This window comes from Bifidobacterium kimbladii, assembly GCF_032193675.1.
GTDB classification, from domain to species: Bacteria; Actinomycetota; Actinomycetes; order Actinomycetales; family Bifidobacteriaceae; genus Bombiscardovia; species Bombiscardovia kimbladii.
Window position 1 is genome coordinate 350,308 of sequence record NZ_JASTZZ010000001.1, and the last position, 15,583, is coordinate 365,890.

The 15,583-nt window shown below is 63.4% G+C and carries 14 protein-coding genes; 8 read left to right on the forward strand and 6 right to left on the reverse strand.

Annotated elements, in window-relative coordinates:
* Nucleotides 1-91: 91 nt before the first annotated feature.
* The 4 genes from QRX41_RS01480 (at nucleotide 92) to rpiA (ending at nucleotide 4,833) form a co-directional block, all read left to right on the forward strand.
* Nucleotides 92-1,186, forward strand: coding sequence for a diacylglycerol/lipid kinase family protein (locus QRX41_RS01480; RefSeq protein ID WP_313838255.1), 1,095 nt, complete (start codon nucleotides 92-94; stop codon nucleotides 1,184-1,186).
* A 63-nt stretch (nucleotides 1,187-1,249) separates the two neighbouring features.
* A complete protein-coding gene (gene pgm / locus QRX41_RS01485) occupies nucleotides 1,250-2,923 on the forward strand; it encodes a phosphoglucomutase (alpha-D-glucose-1,6-bisphosphate-dependent) (protein ID WP_313838257.1) in 1,674 nt (557 codons plus the stop codon).
* A gap of 60 nt (nucleotides 2,924-2,983) precedes the next feature.
* Nucleotides 2,984-4,027: a ribonuclease H family protein gene (locus QRX41_RS01490; RefSeq protein WP_313838259.1), complete on the forward strand. Its 1,044-nt coding sequence runs from the start codon at nucleotides 2,984-2,986 to the stop codon at nucleotides 4,025-4,027.
* Nucleotides 4,028-4,134: 107 nt separating this feature from the next.
* A complete protein-coding gene (gene rpiA, locus QRX41_RS01495; RefSeq protein ID WP_144085067.1) occupies nucleotides 4,135-4,833 on the forward strand; it encodes a ribose-5-phosphate isomerase RpiA in 699 nt (232 codons plus the stop codon).
* Between the two features lie 86 nt (nucleotides 4,834-4,919).
* Here rpiA and QRX41_RS01500 read toward each other — a convergent pair whose 3' ends face one another.
* Both QRX41_RS01500 and QRX41_RS01505 read right to left on the reverse strand, forming a co-directional pair.
* Nucleotides 4,920-5,009 carry a 30S ribosomal protein bS22 gene (locus QRX41_RS01500; RefSeq protein ID WP_004268639.1) on the reverse strand — a complete coding sequence of 30 codons (90 nt, stop codon included), beginning with the start codon at nucleotides 5,007-5,009 and terminating at the stop codon, nucleotides 4,920-4,922.
* Nucleotides 5,010-5,076: 67 nt separating this feature from the next.
* Nucleotides 5,077-5,727, reverse strand: coding sequence for a hypothetical protein (locus tag QRX41_RS01505; protein ID WP_313838261.1), 651 nt, complete (start codon nucleotides 5,725-5,727; stop codon nucleotides 5,077-5,079).
* A 90-nt stretch (nucleotides 5,728-5,817) separates the two neighbouring features.
* Between QRX41_RS01505 and radA the strand changes: the two genes are divergently transcribed.
* From radA to QRX41_RS01525, 4 genes are all read left to right on the forward strand, one after another.
* Nucleotides 5,818-7,224 (forward strand): DNA repair protein RadA, encoded by a 1,407-nt coding sequence (gene radA, locus QRX41_RS01510; protein WP_313838263.1) that lies wholly within the window; start codon nucleotides 5,818-5,820, stop codon nucleotides 7,222-7,224.
* A gap of 123 nt (nucleotides 7,225-7,347) precedes the next feature.
* Nucleotides 7,348-8,211, forward strand: a complete 864-nt coding sequence (locus QRX41_RS01515; protein ID WP_045924794.1) for an ABC transporter substrate-binding protein — start codon at nucleotides 7,348-7,350, stop codon at nucleotides 8,209-8,211.
* 25 nt (nucleotides 8,212-8,236) lie between these two features.
* Nucleotides 8,237-9,094 (forward strand): amino acid ABC transporter permease, encoded by an 858-nt coding sequence (locus tag QRX41_RS01520; RefSeq protein ID WP_313838265.1) that lies wholly within the window; start codon nucleotides 8,237-8,239, stop codon nucleotides 9,092-9,094.
* On the forward strand, nucleotides 9,091-9,858 hold the full coding sequence (locus QRX41_RS01525) for an amino acid ABC transporter ATP-binding protein (protein WP_313838266.1): 768 nt from the start codon (nucleotides 9,091-9,093) through the stop codon (nucleotides 9,856-9,858). The genes QRX41_RS01520 and QRX41_RS01525 overlap by 4 nt, the downstream gene beginning before the upstream one ends.
* 21 nt (nucleotides 9,859-9,879) lie before the next feature.
* Here QRX41_RS01525 and ribF read toward each other — a convergent pair whose 3' ends face one another.
* The 4 genes from ribF to infB all read right to left on the reverse strand — a co-directional run bounded on the left by ribF (nucleotide 9,880) and on the right by infB (nucleotide 15,579).
* Nucleotides 9,880-11,013, reverse strand: coding sequence for a bifunctional riboflavin kinase/FMN adenylyltransferase (ribF, locus tag QRX41_RS01530; protein WP_313838268.1), 1,134 nt, complete (start codon nucleotides 11,011-11,013; stop codon nucleotides 9,880-9,882).
* A 119-nt stretch (nucleotides 11,014-11,132) separates the two neighbouring features.
* Nucleotides 11,133-12,191 carry a tRNA pseudouridine(55) synthase TruB gene (gene truB / locus QRX41_RS01535; protein ID WP_313838270.1) on the reverse strand — a complete coding sequence of 353 codons (1,059 nt, stop codon included), beginning with the start codon at nucleotides 12,189-12,191 and terminating at the stop codon, nucleotides 11,133-11,135.
* Complete coding sequence (rbfA, locus tag QRX41_RS01540) at nucleotides 12,175-12,678, reverse strand: 30S ribosome-binding factor RbfA (protein WP_313838272.1); 504 nt, start codon at nucleotides 12,676-12,678, stop codon at nucleotides 12,175-12,177. Before rbfA ends, truB begins: the two co-directional genes overlap by 17 nt.
* Before the next feature lie 129 nt (nucleotides 12,679-12,807).
* A complete protein-coding gene (gene infB / locus QRX41_RS01545) occupies nucleotides 12,808-15,579 on the reverse strand; it encodes a translation initiation factor IF-2 (protein WP_313838274.1) in 2,772 nt (923 codons plus the stop codon).
* Nucleotides 15,580-15,583: the final 4 nt, after the last annotated feature.

Sequence of the window (15,583 nt, forward strand, 5' to 3'; positions counted from 1 at the left end):
CTGATACTGTCAGCGTGATTGCTGTAGAGGGTTCGTTCACGTCGGACACACCCAGGGGGATTCGGGTCGACACCGCGCGCACAATAGAATCATGCCAATTCCAGCGGTCGTCATCCTCGGCATCCTGGCGGTGGCGGCCATTGTCGTCACGGCAGTGGTGCTAATTGTCCGCGCCCAAAGGCGGCATAGGCTCGCCATGCAGCTCTTGGCTCGTGACGACGACCAACTCAGCTACGCTTTCGTCATCAACCCCTCCAAGCCCCAGGCCGCCGCTGCCCGCGAGCGCATCCAGCAATACTGCCGCGATAAGGGCATCCGCGAATTCAGCTTCATCGAAACCCAGCTGGATCAGGACGGAAAGGCTTGCGCCCGCATGGCACTGGAGCGTGGAGCCAACGTAGTCGTTGCCGTGGGCGGGGACGGGACCGTACGCACCGTAGCCAGCGCCATGGCATCCAGCGACCATGTCATGGGCATCATCCCTATAGGAACCGGGAATCTCTTCGCAAGGAACATGGGCATTCCCGTTGGCGATCTGGACGCCGCCCTGGCCGTGGCCACCTCGTACGGATCCACCCAGGTCGACGTGGGCCGCATGGCTCTGCTGGACCAGGATGATCAGGAACAAGGCCGTGGTCATGCCTTCCTGATCATCGCCGGCATCGGCTTCGACGCCCTGATGATTGATGACACCGACCCCAATCTGAAGAAGACGGTCAGCTGGCTGGCCTACTTCATCAGCGGCGCCAAACATCTGTTCGCACCCAAATACACAGCCGACATCACCATTACCCGGCCCGACCAGGTCACACAGACCAACACCTCGGTGACCTTCCGCACCTTCATGGCCGGCAACTGTGGGGAGATCCCAGGATTCTCCCTGATGCCCGACGCCTCCTACGAGGACGGCATCCTGGACTTCGAGATCATCGACACCTCCGCTGGCCTGATCGGCTGGGCCAATCTCTTCGGAGACGTCATGCATCAGACCATCACCCGAAAGGCCAGCCAGAGCCCCCTGTCGACCAACTCCACCATCGTCCAGCTGCAGGGGACCAAGGCAGAAATCCGTCTGGAGAAGCCCGCCCTGGCTCAGGTGGACGGCGACATTCTGGGCGAAACCTGCCACATCGCACTCAGCGTGGAGCACCGGGCTCTGAACGTGCGGGTTCCCCAGTCCGACTGAGACCGAAGGAGCCTGTTCCCCCATCTGCACGCTTTCTCATGCCGGGGTGGCATGATGGGAGCCATGACAGCACAGAACGCGGGCAAGCCTGCCAGCCCCAAAGATCTGATCAACGTCGACGATCTGATCGGCAGGTACTACGATCTCATCCCCGACCCCTCCACGCTCTCCCAGCGGGTGTCCTTCGGCACCTCCGGGCATCGCGGCTCCGCCCTGACCACCTCCTTCAACGAGGCCCACATCGTGGCCATCAGCCAGGCCATAGCCGAACAGCGAGCCAAGGATGGCGTCACCGGACCGCTCTATCTGGGCCGCGATACCCACGCCCTCTCCCTGCCCGCCTGGAAGACCGCTATCGAGGTCCTGACAGCCAACGGCGTACGGGTGCGCATTGACGCCAATGATGACTACACTCCCACCCCCACCGTCTCTCAGGCCATCCTGACACACAACCGGGCGGCCGACGGGACCCAGCGCTTCTCCGGCAAGGACCTGGCCGATGGCATCGTGGTCACCCCCTCCCACAACCCGCCCACCGACGGCGGATTCAAGTATGACCCGCCCACAGGCGGCCCGGCTCCGGCTGAAACCACCAATGCCATAGCGCAACGGGCCAACGAGCTCCTGGGCGACTACAGGCGGGTCAAGCGGATCCCCTTTGAAGATGCCATCAAATCCGACCTGGTGGAGCGCTTCGACTACCGGGAACATTACGTGGCCGACCTGGGCAATGTCATCGACTTCGACCTGATCAGATCCTCTGGAGTCCGCCTGGGCATCGATCCGCTGGGCGGGGCCTCGGTCAACTACTGGCCGCTGATCAACGAAAAGTACGGGCTGAACATCGGCGTCGTCAACCCCGAGGTGGATCCGACCTGGCGGTTCATGACCATCGACCACGACGGGAAGATCCGCATGGATCCCAGCTCCCCCTATGCCATGAAGGGCCTGGTGGATCGCCTGAATGCAGGGGCCTGGGACTCCTACGACCTGGTGGGCGGCACCGATCCGGACGCCGACAGGCATGGCATCGTCTGCCCAGGAACAGGGGTCATGAACCCCAACCACTACATCGCCGTCTGCGTGGAATACCTCTTCTCCGGCAACCGTCCCGGATGGCCTAAGGGCGCCGGCATCGGCAAGACCCTGGTCTCCTCCTCCCTAATCGACCGTGTGGCTGCCTCCATCGGTGCCAGGTTGATCGAGGTGCCTGTAGGCTTCAAGTGGTTCGTCGACCCCCTCTTCAAGGGAGAGGTGGCCTTCGGCGGCGAGGAGAGCTCAGGGATGAGCTTCCTGCGTCGGGACGGCCGCGTCTGGACGACCGACAAGGACGGGCTGATCCCCGACCTCCTGGCTGCCGAGATCACAGCCAAGACCGGAAAGAACCCGGCCCAGCTCCACCAGGAGCAGGTGGAGCGCTTCGGCCAAAGCTGGTACAAGCGGGTCGACACCCCGACCACCTTGGAGCAGAAGCAGAAGTTCGCCCAGCTGAACGGCGATGATGTGACGGCCTCCACCCTGGCTGGCGAGCCCATCACTGCCAAGCTGACCGAAGCGCCGGGCAACGGGGCCAAAATCGGCGGCATCAAGGTGACCACCCGGAACAACTGGTTCGCCGCCCGCCCCTCCGGCACGGAGAACATCTACAAGGTCTACGCCGAATCCTTCGTTTCCCCCGAGGCCCTGGATCAGGTTCTGGACGATGCCGACCAGGTGGTCGCCAAGGCCCTGGGCTGAGCTGCAGACAGGACCATCGCTGGCGCAGGGGTTCTCTATCTGTTTGTCTAGGCTGGAACCATGACCAATGACAAGAATCTGGTCGTCTCCACCGACGGCAGCGCACTGAGCAATCCCAACGGCCCCATGGGCTGGGCCTGGGCCGATCATGAGGGCGGCGACGCAGATGCAGGCGGCGCAAGCAACGGCACCAATCAGATCGGCGAGCTATGCGCCGTGCTGCAGGCGCTCCGAGCCCACCCAGGCGAGCGCCCGCTGGTCATCGAAACCGACTCCCAATACGCCATCAACTGCTCCACCACCTGGGTGCCCGGGTGGAAGAAGAAGGGCTGGAAGAACTCCCAGGGTAAGCCGGTCAAGAACCGTCCTCTGATCGAGGCTATCGATCGGGAGATCCAGGCACGGCCGGGATCAGTCAGGTTTGTCTGGGTCAAGGGCCACGCCGGCGACACCTTCAACGAGAAAGTGGACACGCTGGCCCGCGGCTATGCCACAGCTGCAGGCAAAGGCGATCGGGAAGGCTGTCTGCCCGTTGAGGGCTGGCGATCACTGCTGGCCTCCCCCTACGCCAAGGGCACGCAGGTGCCGTCCACAGTCAAGGAGGAGCTGGACGGAGGACCCCAGGTTCTGGACGATCTTGGCCGCAAGAAGGTTCGCCTGGGCCAGAAAGAGCAGAAGGACCTGGCCGAAACCGCCGTCGAATCCGAGTTCGTGGATGCCGAGCAAGCCGAGTCCGTAGCCGCAACATTCTCAGGGTCGCCGGCCGCAGCAGCAGATGAGCGGGACGACGTGCCGTCTAAAGCCATCAATGACACGCCCGCTTCTGACATAGCCGATGATCAAAAAGACAACCCCTCGCCGGCTTTCAACGATACTTCGGACACCGACACGGTTGATCAAGAGACCAAGAATTCCGGCGCTCGAGGGCTGAGAGCCAGCGGCCGGATCCGCATCACGCCTCCTCCGTCTGGCAGCAGCATGTTCACCGGACAGGACCTGCATATAGTCGGCAGCATTGATCTGGACGCCGCCATCGACCCTGACGGCTACGTGAACATCCAGGAGGCCCCATTCCGTCTGCATGCCATCGAAGTCAAGGATTGAGCTGTTCATGGACCGTCAAGGGCCATCGTCTACACTGGAGTGAACCTGAACGAACAAGACCCGCGGATATCAGCTGTTAAAAGCATGGCGGGCATGAAGGAGCGTCTATGGACAAGACCGAGCAGGACAGACTGAAGAAAGCCGCCGGCATCGAGGCAGCCAAGCTGGTCGAGAACGGCATGACCGCCGGGCTGGGCACCGGATCCACGGTTCGGTTCTTCGTGGATGAGCTTGGACGGCGCGTCAAGGAAGAGGGCCTGGAGTTCACCGGCGTGACCACCTCTCGGCGTACCAAGGAACAGGCTGAAGGCTACGGAATCCGCATCGTCGACATCGACCAGGTAGACCACATCGACGTCACCATCGACGGTGCCGACGAGGTCGACAAGAACTTCAACGGCATCAAGGGCGGCGGCGCAGCCCTGCTCTGGGAGAAGATCGTAGCCACCAACTCTCGAAAGATCGTCTGGATCGTGGACGAGTCAAAGGTGGTCGACACCATCGGCCGCTTCCCCCTGCCAGTGGAGGTCATCCCCTTTGGCGAGCGCCATGTCCTGGACCGCTTCAAGGAGCGCGGCTATAACCCGGTCCTGCGGATGGACGGCCAGGGGCAGCCGGTTCTGACCGACGAGCACAACCACATCATCGACCTGCATCTGGAGCGGATTGAGCACCCGCAGGATCTGGCCCAGGACCTGATCACCACTGTGGGCGTCGTGGAACACGGTCTCTTCCTCAACATGGTTGACACAGTCATCGTGGGCGACCCCAATGGTCCCCGGGTCATGACCAACGCCAACAAGTGAAAAATAGACGGATATACATGAAGCCCCCCGCGTCCAATCGATGCGGGGGGCTTCGTCGGCCCTAGCGGGCCATAAGCCATAAAGAGCTACTTGCGCTGGTGACGAGTCTTGCGCAGCAGTTTGCGGTGCTTCTTCTTGCTCATCCGCTTGCGGCGCTTCTTGATGACAGAACCCATCCGAGCCTCCGATCCTTAGTTACCTGGAAGTGTCCAACTTGCTTATCGTACACCGCTTGGGGGACGATCAGAGCGGAAAGGCCTTGTAGAAAGCCTCCAGCGCTGTCCGCTGACCCTGGGCTCGGAAGACCACCGTGTCGTTCTGCCAGATGACCAGCGCCTTGTGCTCGTCGTCACCATCCGCCTTCTCCAGGTAGGATCCTGTGACCGTGCCGCCGCTGCGAACCTTGCCAGAGGCCAGCTCCTTGCCGGACATGCCTGTGGACTGGCTGTCATAGAGGGCCTTGGCATCCTCGCTCCTGGACCACTGGGCCAGGTGGAGGGTCACATCCCCGCCCGATCTGCCAGTGGAGTAAACCAGGCTGTACTCCTCTATAGGCGTACGGGTGCTCCACTCGCTGTCGGAATCAGCCTTGACTCGAGCGAAGCCGCCCACAGTGTCAGGCATGGCCTTGAGCAGCTCCGAGGCCGAATCCGGCAGGGGCGCCGCCGTAGTCTTTGGACTGGCCTGGGAGGGACGGGAAGAAGCGGAGGACTGAGCCTGTGCGTCTGGTTGTTGGCTGCGCACCGCCCAGTGCGGCCATACGAAAGCCGACAGGAGCACCAGAACCACTACCGCAGCCAAGGCGATGACCAAGCCTATACGTCGACGGCGTTGCCGGGCATGCGCAGAGGAATCGGGCGAAGAGGACAGGGGTGCAGAAGGATTGTCAGCCATGTCTCCATTCTCTCATGGGCAGGGTGTCGGCACTGCGAAGATGGCGTGAAAGCCCGGGTCCTCGTCCCTGAATCCCGATAGCGTGCAGGTATGGCCAAGACGACGACGCAATACGTATGCACGGAGTGCGGATGGACCGGCGGCAAGTGGTTCGGACGCTGCCCGGAATGCGGCCAGTGGGGAACCATCGAGGAGTTTCACGAAGCCCGCGTGGGCGCAGGAGGGGGCTTGTCCTCCTCAGGAGGCAGCCATACGGCGCCCACACCTCCAAAGACCGGCCTGGCCCGGCCCATCACCAGGGTGGGCACGGACCAGGTCAAGCGCATCCCTACAGGATTCGGGGAGTTCGACCGGGTCCTGGGCGGAGGCATCGTACCCGGATCGGTCATCCTCCTTGCCGGCGAGCCGGGCATAGGCAAGTCCACTCTCCTGCTGGAGACAGCCGGCCGCGTAGCCGACCGGGGCGGCCAGGGAGGCAAGGTGCTCTACCTGTCGGGTGAGGAGTCCCAGGCCCAGGTACGGATGCGGGCTAGTCGGGTGGGGGCCCTCAAGGACTCGCTGCTCCTGGCTTCCACAACCGACCTGGCCACAGTGCTGGGGCTGATCGAGCGTGAGAAGCCGGCGCTGGCCATTGTGGACTCGGCCCAAACCATCGTCTCCAACCAGGTCGACGGCATTTCCGGAGGCTCCACACAGGTGCGTGAGGTGGCCATCAGCCTGATCGACATGGCCAAGTCGCACGACATCCCCATCCTCCTGGTCGGCCACGTGACCAAGGACGGCTCCATAGCCGGACCGCGGACCCTGGAGCATCTGGTCGATGTGGTCTGCCAGTTCGAGGGTGACTCCCAGACCGCCCTGCGCCTGCTGAGGGCCGTCAAGAACCGGTTCGGCCCCACCGACGAGGTGGGCTGCTTCGACATGAGCGAACAGGGTATCGAGGAGGTCAGCGATCCCACCGGGCTCTTCCTGTCCACGACCGGGCAGGAGGTGGAGGGCACCTGTGTGACCTTTACCTTGGACGGCCACCGCAGCCTGCCCATCGAGATCCAGGCACTGGTCACCTCCTCGGTTCTGCCCACGCCCAGACGCAACACCAACGGGATCGATGCCAACCGCCTGGCCATGCTGGCCGCGGTGCTCTACCGTCACGGCCGGGTCAACCTGCTGACAAGGGACCTGTATGTGTCCACCATCGCCGGCGGGCTGGCCAAGGAACCCGGATGCGACCTGGCCATCGTGGCCGCCCTGGCCAGTGCAGCCAAGTCCCGGCCCATCCTGCGCACGACCTGTGCCATGGGCGAGATTTCATTGACCGGGCAGGTCAGGCCTGTGCCTCAGCTCAACCACCGGCTGCAGGAGGCCGCTCGGCTGGGATTCACGCGAGCGCTGGTCCCGCCCGACCGGCATTCAAGAGGTCGCAAGCCCATTCAGGGACTGGAAGTGGTCGAGGTCACCTATCTGGCCGAGGCCCTGGGGGCCCTGGGACTGGTCTGAGCCAGCGGCCGCTGGTCCCCTATCGCACCCTATGGCGCTCACCCGCCGACTCGTTAACCTGCCGGACTAGGATGGAGTCGCCGGAAGACCGACACCCATCATCATCGCGAGGAGCAGATCAGCATGACCATCTTCACCAGGAAAACCATACGCAGGCTGACGGCGGCCGCACTCACGACAGTCACGCTCATGGCCGGCGCGGCCTGTGGCTCCTCATCGGGCAACAGCGGGCAGTCAGCAGACAAGCAGGACATCACCCAGCAGACCATCAAACCCGGCACCCTGACCATTGCCACCGGAGATCCGGCCTACGCCCCATACGTGCAGGACAACAAGCCCGAATCCGGCAAGGGCTACGAGGCGGCCGTGGCCTATGCAGTGGCAGAGAAAATGGGATTTGACAAGGCACACGTCACTTGGACCCGGACCACCTTTGATGCCGCCATCGCCCCGGGCAGCAAGGACTACGATCTGAACATCCAGCAGTTCTCCATCACCTCGGAGCGCCGTCAGGCTGTGGACTTCACGCCCAGCTACTACAACTCCACCCAGTCGCTGGTCGTCAGAAAAAACTCCCCATATGCTTCCGCCACCTCCCTTGCCCAGATCAAGAACGCCAAGATAGGAGCCATGGTCGGCTCCACCTCCTACGAGATGGCTCACAAACTGGTCAAGCCTGATATCGACACCTTCAATGACGATGTGGCTTCATCCCAAGCCTTGGATGCCAATCAGATCGACGCGCTGGTCGTGGACACCCCGTCAGCCGTGACCATGGTCGATTCCGGGCAGGTCAAGAACGCCAAAATCCTCGGGCAGATCAAGGGCTCTCAGGACCCGGAGGGCATGGGCATAGTCCTGCCCAAGGGCTCCAAGCTGACCCCTGCCGCTTCCAAAGCTGTCACGGCCCTGAAGAAGGATGGAACCTTGGACAAGCTGCAGAAGCAGTGGCTGCACGTCTACACCTCCCTGCCCATGCTGGGCTGAGAGAAGAAAGGAAACCTTGTCGTTCATGGCCACCTCGGCACAGGACGCGGTCAGCGATATCCAACGGGAACGGGAACGCTACGGGCGTCGACAGAATCTGCGCTCTGTGGCGATCAGCATCGCCAGCACGCTGGTGTTGGCCCTGCTGATCGCCCTGAGTCTGCATGCCTCACCTGGCTGGCCCCGGGTCAAGCAGTCGTTTTTCTCCGGTGCCTACTTCGCCCAAGCCTTCCCCAAGGTCCTCCAGGGGCTCTGGCTCAATCTGGAGGTGCTCTTCTTCGCAGTCATCGGCGTGGCCCTGCTGGGCACCCTGCTGGCCATGATCCGCACCAGCCGGAATCCGCTGCTCTTTCCCCTGCGGGTGCTGGCCCAGGTCTATACCACGATCATGAGGGGCATCCCCATGATCGTGGTTCTCTACCTGATCGGCTTCGGCATTCCCGGGCTGGCCATCTTCAGCCGGATTCCGGCAGCCCTGCTGGGCACCGTGGCGATCATCCTCTCCTATTCGGCCTACATCGCCGAGGTGCTGAGGGCAGGATTCCAGGATGTCGGCCCCTCCCAGAGGGCGTCGGCACGCTCACTGGGCCTGACCTCGGGGCAAACCATGCGTCTGGTCGTCATCCCCCAGGCCCTGCGCAAGGTGGCGCCGGCACTGATGAACGACTTCATCTCCATGCAGAAGGACGTGGGGCTGATTTCGGTTCTGGGAGCTGTCGACGCGGTCCGAGCGGCCCAGATCATCGTGGCCACCTCCTACAACTTCACCCCCTACGTGGTGGCCTCAGTGCTCTTCATCGCCACCTCGGTCCCCTTCATTCTTCTCAACGACTGGTATGCCAACCGGTTGCGCAAGCGCGAACAGAGCGGAGGCATGGTATGAGCGAACAGGCAGGCGCCAATCAGGACCAACCGGTGCTCCGTCTGGAGGATGTGCGCAAGACCTACCCTGGGGGCAACCAGGTCCTGCGCGGCATCTCCATGACCATCATGCCCCATGAGACCGTGGCTCTGCTGGGCCCATCCGGCTCGGGCAAGTCCACCCTGATGAAATGCATCAACCTGCTGGAGACCGTCAACGACGGCAGGATCTGGCTGGGCGGCACCGACATCACCGATCCGCGGATCAACCAGGATGCCTGCCGAGCCAGAATCGGCGTGGTCTTCCAGCAGTTCAACCTCTTCCCCCACATGAACGTCCTGAAAAACGTGACTCTGGGGGCCATCAAGGTTCATGGCATGCCCAAGGAAGAAGCCAGGGAGCGGGCCCTGGAACTGCTGGACCGCATCGGCATGAGGAAGAAGGCCGGAGCATACCCCGACCAGCTCTCCGGCGGTCAACAGCAACGGGTGGCCATCGCCCGAGCGCTGATGACCGACCCGGAACTGCTCCTGCTGGATGAGATCACCTCAGCCCTGGATCCCATGCTGGTGGGCGAGGTCCTGGCCATGGTCTCGGAGCTGACCGCTGGTGGCACCACCATCCTCATGGCCACCCACGAAATGAGTTTTGCCCATCATGCCGCCAACCGGGTGGTCCTGCTGCTGGACGGTGTCATCGCCGAGAACGGGACGCCCCAAGAGGTCATGGACGAGTCCGAGAATCCGCGCACCAGGGAGTTCTTCAGCCATTTCAGAGGGCTGTGAGTTCCCAGGTTCCTACAGTATTCAGTTGACGGAAAACGCTCTTTCTGCCGCCTTGGTCAGCTCCAGGGTGCGATCGGCGTCCAAGGCCAGCTGTTGTTTGAGGGGCTCCTCGCCCGCATACCGCTTCTGACCGCGCAGACGGCTGAGAAACTCCACGCGGACCCGGTGGCCGTACAGATCCACCCAATCCGGCCGCACGGCGTTGGCCTCCAGGACTTGTGGCATATGCTCACCCGGGGCCAGGAAGGTCTCCTTGGTGCCGATGGAGATAGCGGCAGGCATCCGCCAGGGCGATCCCTGAGCCAGCCGACCCTCACGGCCCTCCGGCGTGGCCATGGGATCCGTAGGCAGACCCAGGTCAACCAGCCAGCCCGCATAGACCCCATCTGCGGGCATCATCCCCTGGCTGTCAGGTGCAAGATTGGCAGTCGGAAATCCCAAGCGGCGTCCCCGCTGCTCCCCATGGATCACCATACCTTGAACCATGTGAGGCCGACCCAGAATATCCAAGGCCGTATCCACGTCACCGTCCTGGATCAGTTGCCGAAGGTGGGTACTGCTCCAAGCCCTGACCTGATGTCGCTCCAGGCCGTCAGCGTCAGGCAGCGTGCAGTCGCCGGGGCCCTGGTCGTCCACGACTTCCAGGTTGAACAGTCCGGTGTCTGCTAGGGCGCCGATGGCTCCGATGTCGCCGCTTCGCCCTGCGCCCATTCGCGCATCACGGCCCAAGACCAGGGTTCGCATGGCCAGCCGTTCGGTAAGCTGCTTGAGGAAGAACCGATAGGATTTGGCCGCAAAGGCCAGTGTGTATCGCACCACCACAACCTGTTCCAGCCCCAGCTGGGCCATGAGCCGCAAGCGCTCCTCCATCGGCATGATCTGATCAGGGTCATGGCGAATCAGATCCGAGGGCGGTTCAACCATGTCATGGCTGTCGGCGTAGCTGTGGACCAGTTTGGGACTGGGGTCGAAGACCAGGGCCATGGGCCGATCCTGGCCCTTGGCCGCGAGCTCGACCACCTGGCGCAGGAGGGCCTGATGACCCCGATGCATGCCATCGAAGACACCGATGGTGACCACACTGGACCGGGCCCCCAAGGTTCCCGGCCAACTGACGATGCCCGACTCATCCGGGCTGACCTGGCTGACCTTCATCCGCTTCCCATCACTTAGTCATGGCGGCCCCCGAACCCGGGCGCCGAAAATTCCTTAAGCACTGTATGCCCACCGTCGCACCCTGGCAAGACCCTGGGGCTCAACCCGAGCCTGCACACTCAGGCCTCCGGATGGAAAACCACATCCGGTTTGGCCCCGCCTCGTGTACTGGGCACTAGGATAGCAGCCAGACGCTGTCTGCTCTCAGGTCCGGCCAGGGCGGCCGTGAGCCCGGCGACAGGCAGATCCAAGAATCCTCCGTTAGCCACTCTGGCGGCCTGATCGGCATCCAGGTTCAGAACAGGCATGCTCATGCATGCCGCCTGCGCCAGACTCAGCGAGCCATCCAAGATCGCCTGCCGGTCGCGGTCCAGGACCATACGACTGCGGACAACCGTCTCACCTTGTCGGTTCCGGTATGTGTGAGGAACCACATGACCGCCCGCAACCGTAGACGCCAGTTCGGGATTCTCCAGATCGAATGGACCCACGCGAATCCGTCTCAAAGCAGTCAGGTGGCCGCCCAGATCCAGCTGCTCGCCCAGATCGCGAGCCAGGGCCCGGATGTAGGTGCCGCTGGAGCAGGTCACCTCCACATCCACATCAACCACTATGGTGCCCTGGTCGGGCAGATCCACACGGCGAAAGTCGAGCAGACGGAAGGATGCAATCCGTATGCGTCTGGGCTCCAGCTTGACCTCCTGGCCTGCGCGAGCCAGGTCATAGGCCCGCCTGCCCTTGACCTTGATGGCGGAGAAGGCATCGGGCACCTGGTCGATCCAGCCGGTGAAGCAGCGATCAATCAGATCCTGCAGACCCTGGGCTGTCAGCTCGTCCACCCTCTGCGCGGCTCCAGGACGCACGGGCAACAAATCCCCGTCCGCATCGTCCGTGGTGGTGGCCAGCCCCAGGCGCATGGTGGCCCGGTAGGTTTTGTCATGGCCGACGATGACCGTCAGCAAACGCGTAGCCTGGCCGAACCCTACGACCAGCAGGCCAGTGGCCATGGGATCCAGGGTCCCGGCATGGCCCACGCGGCGCATGCCGAGGCCAGAGCGGACGGCAGCCACCACGTCATGGCTGGTCACACCGCTCGGCTTGTCAACGAGGATGATGCCCGAGGTCGGTTCAGCGGTACCGGACTCTATACCATCCGACGACTCAGCGGTCGGCTTCATTCGCACCCTCTGCAGCAGGCTCATTAGGGGCAGAGCCCGAACCATCGTCCTCTTCCTCGTCGTCATGCCGGTACGGGTCGGGGTCGCCAGCATAGCTGGCATTGACCCGGGCCTTGGCCATGGCCTCGTCCCGGTGACGGGCTGCAGTCAGCACATCCTCAATCTCGGTCGCCTCGGCAGGCACCTCATCGTAGATGAAGCGCAGCATAGGCGTCAGCCGCAGACCGGCCCGGGCGCCGACCAGGGTGCGCAGCCTGCCGGAGGCTTGCCGCAGGGCTTGCTGGGCACGCTTGCGTTCCCCGGCCTCATGACCGGACCGACCCAGCTGGGTCCAGTAGATCTTGGCTATCTGCAGGTCGTTGGTGACCCGAACCTCAGTGACAGTGACCCCTGCCAGGCGCTTATCGTGCATCTGGGACTCCAGCGCAGAAGCCACGACCCGTTGTATCAGGGCCGCTATGCGTACAGCGCGGGGATTTCCAGCCATCATGATTCCTTTCTCGAAGCGTCTATGACTCATCGTCGCATTCATGGACATCCGCCCCGGCCAGGGAGTACCCAGACCGGGGCGGATCGCCACAGATCCTCCGACATGTGGTCGGATGGTCAACAGGCTCTACTTGCGTTCCACTTCCTGCATCTCGTAGGTCTCGATGATGTCGCCCACCTCGATGTCGTTGAAGGAGCCCAGGTTGATGCCAGCCTCGTAACCTTCAGACACCTCGTTGACGTCGTCCTTGAACCGGCGCAGGGAGGATATCTCCAGGTCGTTGATGGTGACCACCCCGTTGCGGGCGATGCGCGCCTTGGTGCCCCGCTTGACGGTGCCGTCCTGGACCATGACACCCGCGATGTTGCCGAACTTGGAGGAACGGAAGATCTCGCGGATCTCGGAGTGGGAGGTGGTGACCTCCTCGTACTCCGGCTTGAGCATGCCCTTGAGCGCAGCCTCGATGTCCTCGATGGCGTTGTAGATGACCGAGTAGTACTTGATCTCCACACCCTCGCGGTCGGCCAGATCCTGGACCTGCCGGTTGGGCCGGACGTTGAAGCCGATGATGACGGCCTTGTCGACCGTGGCCAGGTTGACGTCGTTCTGGGTGATGGCTCCAACGCCCCGGTGGATGACCTGGATACCGACCTCGTCGGATACCTCGATCTTCATCAGGGAGTCCTCCAGGGCCTCGACCGAGCCGGAGGAGTCGCCCTTGATGACGATGTTGAGCATGTCCACCTCGGACTTGGCGAACTGCTCCTTCAGGCTCTCCAAGGAGACTACCTTGCGGCGCTTGGCCAGCTGAGCGGCACGGGCCGAAGCCTCGCGCTTCTCGGCGATCTGTCGAGCGGTGCGATCGTCAGGCGCAACCAGGAAGAGGTCGCCAGCGGTGGGCACCGAGGTAAGACCCAGCACCTGTACGGGGTTAGACGGGCCAGCGGCATCCATCTGCCGACCGTTCTCGTCCAGCATGGCGCGCACACGGCCATAGGCCGATCCGGCCACAATGGCATCGCCCACATGCAGGGTCCCCTGCTGGACCAGCACAGTGGCCACAGCTCCGCGACCCTTGTCCAAGCGGGCCTCGATCGTGGCGCCGCGAGCGTCCATGTCGGGGTTGGCCCGAAGGTCAAGATCGGCGTCGGCAGTCAGCAGGACGGCCTCCAGGAGCTTGTCCACGTTGGTGCCCAGCTTGGCGGAGATGTCGACGAACATGGTGTCGCCGCCATACTCTTCGGATACCAGGCCGAACTCGGTCAGCTGACCGCGCACCTTCTGAGGATTGGCTCCCTCGACGTCGATCTTGTTGACAGCCACCACGATGGGCACATGGGCGGCCTGGGCGTGGTTGATGGCCTCCACGGTCTGCGGCATGACGCCGTCGTCCGCGGCCACCACCAGGACAGCCACATCCGTCAGCTCGGCACCACGGGCACGCATGGCCGTAAAGGCCTCGTGACCAGGGGTGTCCAGGAAGGTGATCTTGCGATCCTCCCCGTCCAGGGTGACCGTGGCCTGGTAGGCTCCGATGCGCTGGGTGATGCCGCCAGCCTCCTGGGTGGTCGTGTTGGTCTTGCGGATGGTGTCCAGCAACCGGGTCTTGCCGTGGTCGACATGGCCCATGACCGTAACCACCGGAGGCCTGGGCTGCAGGTTCTTGTCATCCTGGTCCTCGCGTTCTTCGTCCAGGTTGATGTCGAACTGCTGAAGGAGCTCCTTGTCCTCCTCCTCGGCGGAGACGATGCGAATCTTCCATCCGATCTCGTCGCCCAGGATTTGGAAGGTGGCCTCATCCAGGGACTGGGTGGCTGTGGCCATCTCGCCCAGGTGGAAGAGCACCGTGACCAGGGCAGCGGGGTTGACGTTGATCTTGTCAGCCAGGTCGGCCAGGGTGGCGCCCTGGCGCAGCTTGACGGTACGTCCATTGCCAGCGGGGATGCGCACGCCGCCGATGACGGGTGCCTTCATCTCCTGGAATTCATGCCTCTTGGCCATCCGGTTCTTGCGGGCCTTGGAGGACTTGCCTCCTTGGCGACCGAAGGCTCCGGCAGCGCCGCCGCGACCACGACCGCCGCGACCTGAACCGCCGCGGAAGCCGCCTGAGGGTGCCGACGAAGCGCCGCCGAAACGGCTGCCGCCCTGATGCGTCTGCTGGCCGGGGCGGCTATGGCCCCACTGTCCTGGACGGGCGCCCTGCCCGGAACGACCGCCACGGCCGTTGCGGAATCCGCCCCGGCCCCTGCGGGAGTCGTTGACGGTGGGCCTGGCCATGGGGTGTGGCCTGGGGATGTCTGAAGGCATGGGGGCCTTCATCCCCTGCTTGCGGCTGAAGGGATTGTTGCCTGGACGAGGCGTGGATGATCCCGGCCGTGCGCCATGACGCGCTGCCGCAGCGTTGGATCCGCCAGGGCGACCGTTGTTGTGCGACCCCTGGGGGCCGGGCCTGCCCATGGCTGAAGGCTTGGGCCCACGGGACTGGTTGCGCTGCTCGTGCTCATTGTGGTTGCCTTGGGGGGCACCGGGCTTGGGGAAGTGGCCACCGGGACGCTGCTGACCCCGTGGCGCGTCGCCGCCGGCCGAGGGCCGATGGCCCTGTCCGGGCTTGGGCCCAGGCGTCGAATGCTGCTGGGTGCCGCCGGACTGCGAGCGGCTGCGTTGCCCCTGGCCGCTTCCATGATTAGGGCTGCCGGGGCGTGCATTTCGTGCAGCGGCCTGGCCAGCGTCGCCCTGTCCCTTCTGAGGGAAAGCGTTCTTGAGTCGACGAACCACGGGGGCCTCGACAGTGGAGGATGCGGACTTGACGAACTCGCCCATGTCCTTCAATTTCGCCAGAACAGTCTTGCTGTCTACGCCAAATTCCTTGGCCAGCTCATACACGCGCGCTTTGGGCACTTAC